At 68.8% G+C, this 5,518-nt stretch carries 7 protein-coding genes; 3 read left to right on the top strand and 4 right to left on the bottom strand.

Annotated features, from left to right (window positions below; translation table 11 throughout):
* The 3 genes from AAG801_RS39985 to AAG801_RS39975 form a co-directional block, all read right to left on the bottom strand.
* Positions 1 to 1,225: catalase (locus tag AAG801_RS39985; protein WP_341893428.1), on the bottom strand; the 1,225-nt coding region annotated here is incomplete at its 3' end.
* A gap of 31 nt (positions 1,226 to 1,256) precedes the next feature.
* Positions 1,257 to 1,433, bottom strand: coding sequence for a hypothetical protein (locus AAG801_RS39980; RefSeq protein WP_200937667.1), 177 nt, complete (start codon positions 1,431 to 1,433; stop codon positions 1,257 to 1,259).
* A gap of 219 nt (positions 1,434 to 1,652) precedes the next feature.
* Positions 1,653 to 2,645, bottom strand: a complete 993-nt coding sequence (locus AAG801_RS39975) for a succinylglutamate desuccinylase/aspartoacylase family protein (protein ID WP_341893427.1) — start codon at positions 2,643 to 2,645, stop codon at positions 1,653 to 1,655.
* A 162-nt stretch (positions 2,646 to 2,807) separates the two neighbouring features.
* Between AAG801_RS39975 and AAG801_RS39970 the strand changes: the two genes are divergently transcribed.
* On the top strand, positions 2,808 to 3,041 hold the full coding sequence (locus AAG801_RS39970; protein ID WP_341893426.1) for a hypothetical protein: 234 nt from the start codon (positions 2,808 to 2,810) through the stop codon (positions 3,039 to 3,041).
* Here AAG801_RS39970 and rpe read toward each other — a convergent pair.
* Positions 3,031 to 3,726, bottom strand: coding sequence for a ribulose-phosphate 3-epimerase (rpe, locus tag AAG801_RS39965; RefSeq protein ID WP_192194699.1), 696 nt, complete (start codon positions 3,724 to 3,726; stop codon positions 3,031 to 3,033). The two genes, AAG801_RS39970 and rpe, sit on opposite strands and share 11 nt — an antisense overlap.
* A 60-nt stretch (positions 3,727 to 3,786) precedes the next feature.
* On the opposite strand from rpe, the gene apaG reads away from it, so the two are divergent.
* Both apaG and AAG801_RS39955 read left to right on the top strand, forming a co-directional pair.
* Positions 3,787 to 4,182: a Co2+/Mg2+ efflux protein ApaG gene (apaG, locus tag AAG801_RS39960; RefSeq protein ID WP_101490148.1), complete on the top strand. Its 396-nt coding sequence runs from the start codon at positions 3,787 to 3,789 to the stop codon at positions 4,180 to 4,182.
* Positions 4,183 to 4,214: 32 nt separating this feature from the next.
* Positions 4,215 to 5,518 (top strand): recombinase (locus tag AAG801_RS39955; RefSeq protein WP_341893425.1); only part of this gene is annotated, 1,304 nt, incomplete at its 3' end.

The following is a 5,518-nucleotide window of genomic DNA, read 5'->3' as shown; positions in this document are numbered from 1 at the left end:
GCATGCCGTCGCGCTGCATGTTGTGGAACGGGCACACGGCCTTGTTGATCGGCAGCTCGTGGAAGTTGGCACCGCCCAGCCGCGAGATCTGCGTGTCGGTGTAGCTGAACAGGCGGCCCTGCAGCAGCGGGTCGTTGCTGAAGTCGATGCCGGGCACGACGTGGCCCGGATGAAACGCCACCTGCTCGGTCTCGGCGAAGAAGTTGTCGGGGTTGCGGTTGAGCACCAGCTTTCCGATGCGCTGCACGGGCACCATCTCTTCGGGGATGAGCTTGGTGGGGTCGAGCAGGTCGAAGCCGAGCGACTCGGCCTTGTCGGGCGCGATGAGCTGCACGCCGAGTTCCCACCCGGGGAAGTGGCCCTGCTCGATGGCCTCCCAGAGGTCGCGACGGTGGAAGTCGGGGTCCTTGCCGGCGATCTTCTGTGCCTCGTCCCACACGAGGCCGTGCACGCCGAGCTTGGGCTTCCAGTGGAACTTCACGAAGTGGCTCTCGCCGCGCGCGTTCACGAAGCGGAAGGTGTGGACGCCGAAGCCTTCCATCATGCGAAGGCTGCGCGGAAGGGCGCGGTCGCTCATGGCCCACATCAGCATGTGGGTGCTCTCGGGCATGAGCGAGGCGAAGTCCCAGAAGGTGTCGTGCGCGCTCGCGGCCTGCGGCATCTCGTGGTGCGGCTCGGGCTTGACGGCGTGGATGAGGTCGGGAAACTTCATCGCGTCCTGGATGAAGAACACGGGGATGTTGTTGCCGACGAGGTCATAGTTGCCCTCGCGCGTGTAGAACTTGACGGCAAAGCCGCGCACGTCGCGCACGGTGTCGGCCGAGCCGCGCGAGCCGGCCACGGTCGAGAAGCGCACGAACACGGGCGTCTTGGCATCGGGGTCCTGCAGGAAGTCGGCACAGGTGTACTGCGACATCGACTGGTAGACCTGAAAGTAGCCGTGCGCCGCCGAGCCGCGCGCATGCACGGCACGTTCGGGAATGCGCTCGTGGTCGAAGTGCGTGATCTTCTCGCGCAGGATGAAGTCTTCGAGCAGCGTCGGCCCGCGCACACCCGCCTTGAGCGAGTTGTGGTTGTCGGGAATCTGCAGGCCCTGGTTGGTCGTCAGGTGCGTGGGGTGCTCGGTGGTGAAACCGTCGAGCTGCAGCTGCTTGGCGTTGGCGCCGTCACCGGCCTTGGTGGTGCTGGCGCGGCGGCCTGCGGCCGCTTTGTTCTGGGGGGTCATGGGGGTTCTGGGCACGTCGTGTCGCTCTCTCTCAGCTGACTTCGTTGCTGTTGCCGCTGGCGCTGCCGCCACTGCTGCCGATGAAGATGTCCAGGACATTCACCACGGCGATGAGGCCGATGCAGCCGGTCACGGCCGCGACGGCCCAGACCAGGATTTCATCGCCCCACGTGCCCATGAGCGTGTCGAACAGTGTCGAGAATTCCATGATGTGTTCCCTCGGAGAAAGTGATCGCGTCGATCGGCTCGGTGCGCCCGACGCCACGGGACAGCGCCCCGGTCGGTCGGCAAAGGATGAGCTTAGGTTCGGCGCGGCCGCGTCCCCGTAGTGGGCGCCCCTCCCCGTCTGTGGGAGAAGGTGGGCGCCCTCGGTAGGAGGACACCGACAGCGCCGACGGCGCCGATGCGCTGATGCGCGCGGTGGGTCTCAGGCGCCCGGGTCGAGCACGCGCTCGCTGGGCCGCGCGAAGTAGAACCACTCGGCGTCGGGCAGCGCCAGGGCGTTCGGGAACACGATGAAGCCGTCGTCTGGCGCGCTGACCAGCGTGCCGTCGTGCCGCATGCCGACGGGTTCGCCGCGCTGCACGGCATCGAAGGTGGCCCAGTCGCGCACGAAGCTGTCGTCTTCGTGCAGGCGGTCGGTCACGCTCGCCAGGCGCAGCAGCTGGGGCGGTTGCGCAGGCGCGCCCGACAGGCCCGGCGGCAGCGCCGCCATGCCCAGCAGCGCAAGCGTGCGGCGGATGGCCGCCCACGCCACCTGCGGCGCCTGCGGGTCCTGGTGCTGGCCGCATTCGAGCGTGACGCCGTAGCCGCCGCAGCTGCGGATGTATTCGTTGGTGCCGCGGCCGAAGTCGATGGCGGCCTCGTCGACTGCGGCGCCGCGCTGCGCAAGGCCGGCGGCGTAGATGTCGAGCCAGCCCTCGACGACGATGGGCGTGCCGATGTGCAGCGCGAGCCGGCCTTCTTCCTGCGCGCGCGCAAAGGGTTCGAGAGAACCGCTGTTGTCGCGTGGGCCGATCATGGCGAAGGCCTCGCCCTCGCTCTGGAAGGAATGCAGGTCGAGCAGCACGTCGTGGCGCGCAATGACGGGTGCCAGCCGGTTGGTGATGCGGGCTTCGTAGTCGGCGGGCGTGTCGCTCGGGCGGAACAGGCGGTTGAGGTTGCGCTGGCCCTCGCGCTGCAGGCGGCGCCGCGCGAGCGGGTTGGCCACGGGCACGAGGGTGAGTTCGCCTTGCAGCAACTGCAGCGCGCCGCTGTTGAACTCGGCCAGCACGCGCGCGATGCCCTCGGTGCCGCAGGTCTCGTCGCCATGCACCCCGCCGATCACGAGCAGGCGCGGGCCCGGGTTCAGCGACGCGAATGTGTGCAGGCGCAGGCTGTCGGTGGCGGTCGCGGCGTCGTCGAAGAGGGCGGTGGACATCGGGCGATTATGCGGAGGCGACTCCTGCCGCGCAAAAGACAAAACCCCGGGATGCGGCGGGCGCGCAGCGCGAACCTACAGCCGCGTCCCCGCCTGTCCTACCGCCCTGTGGCGGGGCACCGCGCAAGCTGGTGCCAGACCCGAACTTTGAAGGAGCACACGATGGCCCAGCCGCCGCGCAAGGACAAGAAGGACACCACCCGCGTCGAAAAGGACGGTGAATCGGCGCCGCGCCTGCCGCACGAGCGCGACCAGTCGTCGGACAGCCAGGCGATGCAGGACGGCCAGCCGCCCGAAAAGGGCCGGCGCGGTTACGAAGACGTGGAGCGCGGCGTGGTCGACACCGACCGCGGGCTGACGCCCGAGCGCACGCCCGACGGCAAGGTCAGACCTTGACGGTGGCCAGCTGCTGGCGCATGTCGCGGATCACCGTGCCGTAGTCCTTGGCGTTGAAGATGGCGCTGCCCGCCACGAAGGTGTCGGCGCCGGCCGAGGCCACGCGCGCGATGTTGTCGGCCTTGATGCCGCCGTCCACTTCCAGGCGGATGTCGCGCCCGCTCTGTTCGATGCGCTTGCGCGCCTGCTCGATCTTGCGCAGCGCCGAGTCGATGAAGCTCTGGCCGCCGAAGCCGGGGTTGACGCTCATGATGAGGATCAGGTCGATGTCGTCGATGGCCCAGTCGAGCGCCTCCAGGCCCAGCCCCGGGTTGAACACCAGCCCGGGCTTGCAGCCCGCGGCCCGGATGGCCTGGATGCTGCGGTGCGTGTGGGGCGATGCGTCGGGGTGGAAGCTGATGTAGTCAGCGCCCGCTTGCGCAAAAGACGCGGCCAGTGCGTCGACCGGCTGGACCATCAGGTGCACGTCGATGGGCACGGGCGTGCCGTCGGCGGTCTTGGCGTAGGGCTTGAGGGCCTGGCAGATCATGGGGCCGAAGGTCAGGTTCGGCACGTAATGGTTGTCCATCACGTCGAAGTGGATCCAGTCGGCGCCGGCCGCGATCACGTCGGTCAGTTCCTGGCCGAGGTGCGCGAAGTCGGCGGAAAGAATGGAGGGCGCAATGCGGAACGGGGTGCTGCTCATAACCCCGGATTCTCGCAGCCGACGGAAATCCGAGGAAAGGCCTCCGTTACCATGCGCCCCATGTCACACAGCCCCTTCAGCGTACAGGTCGAACCGCGTTACCTGGCCGACCAGTCCTCGCCCAAGGACAACGTCTACACCTTCTCCTACACGATCACCATCACCAACGTGGGCACGGTGGGCGCGCAATTGATCGCGCGCCACTGGCTCATCAACGACGCCTCGGGCCATCCGCAGGAGGTCAAGGGCCTCGGCGTGATCGGCCAGCAGCCGCTGCTGGCGCCCGGCGAGTCGTTCCGCTACACCAGCGGCTGCCGCCTGCAGGCCGCCAGCGGCACGATGCACGGCAGCTTCTTCGTGGTGACCGAGGAAGGCGAGCGTTTCGACGTGCCCGTTCCGATGTTCGTGCTCGAAGCCGACATCGGCGGCGCCCCGGTCTCCCGCGTGCTGCACTGAGCGCACGGCCCTTCCCTTTTCTACGCTCCCCCATGGCTGCCGCATCGCGCGACTTGCAGGGGCTGCTTGCCGGCCTCGACCCCACGGCCGATGTGGCGCAGCGCCACATCTGGCTCATCAACCTTTTCGACTGGCTGCGCGGCGACCGCGCCTCGCCGCAGGCGGCCATCGGCCGCGTGCAGCTGCTGCTCGACGCCGTCGAGGCCCGGCCCGAGCTGTGCGAACGGCTGCGCGCCTGGTGGCGCGCGTTCACGCAGGCGGTCGACCTCACGGCGCTGCTGGCCGACTATGGCTTTGCGCCGCGCACCGCCTTCCTGAGCGAATTCGGCGAACGCATGCGGCGCAAGATATTGCCCGGCACGCCCGAGACCACCGACGCCTCGGACCTGTTCCGGCTGGTGCTGCCCGGCGTGTTCGACGCCGGCTGGATCGCGCTGCTCGACGACACCCAGCTCGCGCGCATCGGCGCGCTGCTGTCCGACGCCGCGCCCGCGCACGACGGGTCGCCGCGCTGGCGCCACACGGTGATGGACGCGGTCACCTATTGCTGCAGCCAGGTGGTGGCGACGGGTTTCTCGCCTGAGCTGCGGCTGCGCATCAGCCCCGAAGCGGGCGAGGCGCGCTCTTTTCATGCGCTCATGTCCGACCTCGACGCACTGCGCGAGCAGATGTTCGCGCAGCCGCGCGATGAAGACGCCTTGCAGGCCGCCTTCGTGGCCTTCCGCGACCGGCTCGACGCCTGCCGTTCCAGCGCCTCGTCGGTCTACACGCACCTGGAAGACAACGGCATTTCGGTCGGCCTGGTGTTCCGGTTGCGCCAGCTGCGCGAGCGCGTGCTGCGCATCCGCGAGCTGCTCGACTGCCTGATCTCGCCCGTGCCCGGGCCGAGCATGGCGCGCCTCGTCGGCAAGCTGGTGCTGGCGGGCGGCGAGCGCAACAGCATCCGCGCGCTGATCGCGTCCAACTCGTCGATGCTCGCGGCCAAGGTGACTGAGCGCAGCGCCGAGACCGGCGAGCACTACATCACCCGCGACCGCCGCAGCTACCTGCAGATGGTGAAAAAGGCGGCCGGCGGCGGCGCGTTCACCGCGCTGACGGTGCTGGCCAAGTTCGGCATCTATGCGCTGGCGCTGTCGGCCTTCTGGAGCGGACTGATCTCGGGCCTCATGTATGCGGCCAGCTTCGTCGCGATCCAGCTGCTGCACCTCACGCTGGCCACCAAGCAGCCCGCGATGACCGCGCCCGCCATGGCGGCGCGGCTGCGCGACATCAAGTCGGACGGGGCCGTGGACCAGTTCGTCGACGAGGTGGCCAACCTCGTGCGCTCGCAGGTGGC

The sequence above is a fragment of the Variovorax sp. YR752 genome (genome assembly GCF_943372545.1).
This window is presented reverse-complemented; position numbering and strand designations above follow the sequence as displayed.